Origin of the sequence: Paenibacillus residui, assembly GCF_042677205.1 — a bacterium.
Taxonomy (GTDB): Bacteria; Bacillota; Bacilli; order Paenibacillales; family NBRC-103111; genus Paenibacillus_L; species Paenibacillus_L residui.
In genome coordinates this window covers 1-1,385 of sequence record NZ_JBHTIU010000018.1, presented here as the reverse complement: position 1 = coordinate 1,385, position 1,385 = coordinate 1, and the positions used below count along the sequence as shown (strand labels likewise).

The 1,385-nt window shown below is 48.0% G+C and carries 2 protein-coding genes; both read left to right on the top strand.

The window, feature by feature from the left end; translation table 11 throughout:
• A partial coding sequence (locus ACFQ03_RS05550; protein ID WP_379286650.1) for a ParA family protein occupies positions 1-379 on the top strand: 379 nt, incomplete at its 5' end.
• On the top strand, positions 327-1,271 hold the full coding sequence (locus ACFQ03_RS05545; protein WP_379286648.1) for a ParB/RepB/Spo0J family partition protein: 945 nt from the start codon (positions 327-329) through the stop codon (positions 1,269-1,271). The genes ACFQ03_RS05550 and ACFQ03_RS05545, both read left to right, overlap by 53 nt.
• The last annotated feature ends 114 nt before the right edge of the window (positions 1,272-1,385 follow it).

The following is a 1,385-nucleotide window of genomic DNA, read 5'->3' as shown; positions in this document are numbered from 1 at the left end:
CATTCCGGTTCAGGCGCATTATTTACCGGCGAAAGGAATGACGCAGCTTTTGCAAACCATTTCCCGCGTTCGCCGCCAAATCAACCCGAAACTGCTGATAGATGGCGTGCTGCTGACGATGGTAGACAACCGGACCAACTTTGCCAAGGATATTTCCTTTGTTCTTCGGCGTGATTATGGAGACAAGCTGCGTGTGTTTCAATCGGAAATTCCGCTTTCCATCCGTGCGGCGGAAGCGAGCGCCAAGGGGAAGAGCATTTATAATCATGATCCGAGCGGCCAAGTAGCCCAAGCATATACGTCTTTTACAAAGGAGGTGCAGGGTATTGGCAAGGCAAGACGACAGACGCGCCAGTATCAAGCTGACCACAGTCGATGATTTATTTTCGACCGATGAGAGCCGCGCCGATGCACAGCGGGAAAAAGTGATGGACATCCCGTTGTCCGAGATCAGCGATTTCCCCGATCATCCATTCAAAGTAAAGGCGGATGAAGCGATGCTGGAAATGGCGGACAGCGTAAAACAATACGGCGTATTGGTTCCTGGACTAGTACGTCCGAAGGCAAATGGCGGGTATGAGATGGTCGCCGGACATCGGCGGAAAAAGGCGAGCGAGCTGGCGGGTATGGAAACGATGCCTTGCATTGTCCGTGAACTGGACGACGATCAAGCGACCATTATTATGGTGGACAGCAACCTGCAACGGGAACATATCGCTCCTAGCGAGAAGGCGTTTGCTTATAAGATGAAGCTGGAGGCGATGAATCGTCAGGGGCAACGTACTGACTTAACTTGTTCCCAAGTTGGGAACAAGTTTGAAGGAAAGAAATCTAGCGAGATATTAGCAGAACAAATGGGAGAAAGCAAAAATCAAATATTTAGATACATTCGCTTGACTCATTTGATCCCTTCCATTCTTGAAATGGTAGATGAAAAACGGATCGCGTTTAATCCGGCTGTCGAGTTGTCTTACTTGGCCGAAAAAGAGCAGCAAGACCTTTATGAAACGATACAGTCCGAAGACTGTACGCCTTCTTTGTCACAAGCGCTACGTATGAAGAAACTGAGTCAGGGCGGACGGCTCAATATGGATGTTATCTTCTCGATTTTGACGGAGGAAAAGCCCAATCAGAGGGAAAAAATGCACATTCAGCGGGAGCGCATTGATCGCTTTTTCCCTAAGAATTTCACTGAAAAACAAAAGGAGGACCTTATTGTCCAACTGTTGGAAAGCTGGTATCGCAAGCGGCAGCGCGAACATGGAAGATAATCTTAAGCAACATGAACAAAAAATAGCCATTCCTTACTCTCCATTGCAAGGGAGTTTTTTTGTGCCTACAAGGAGGTGACGGAGATGCTCTTTACGGAAGGTAAATGGCGGAAA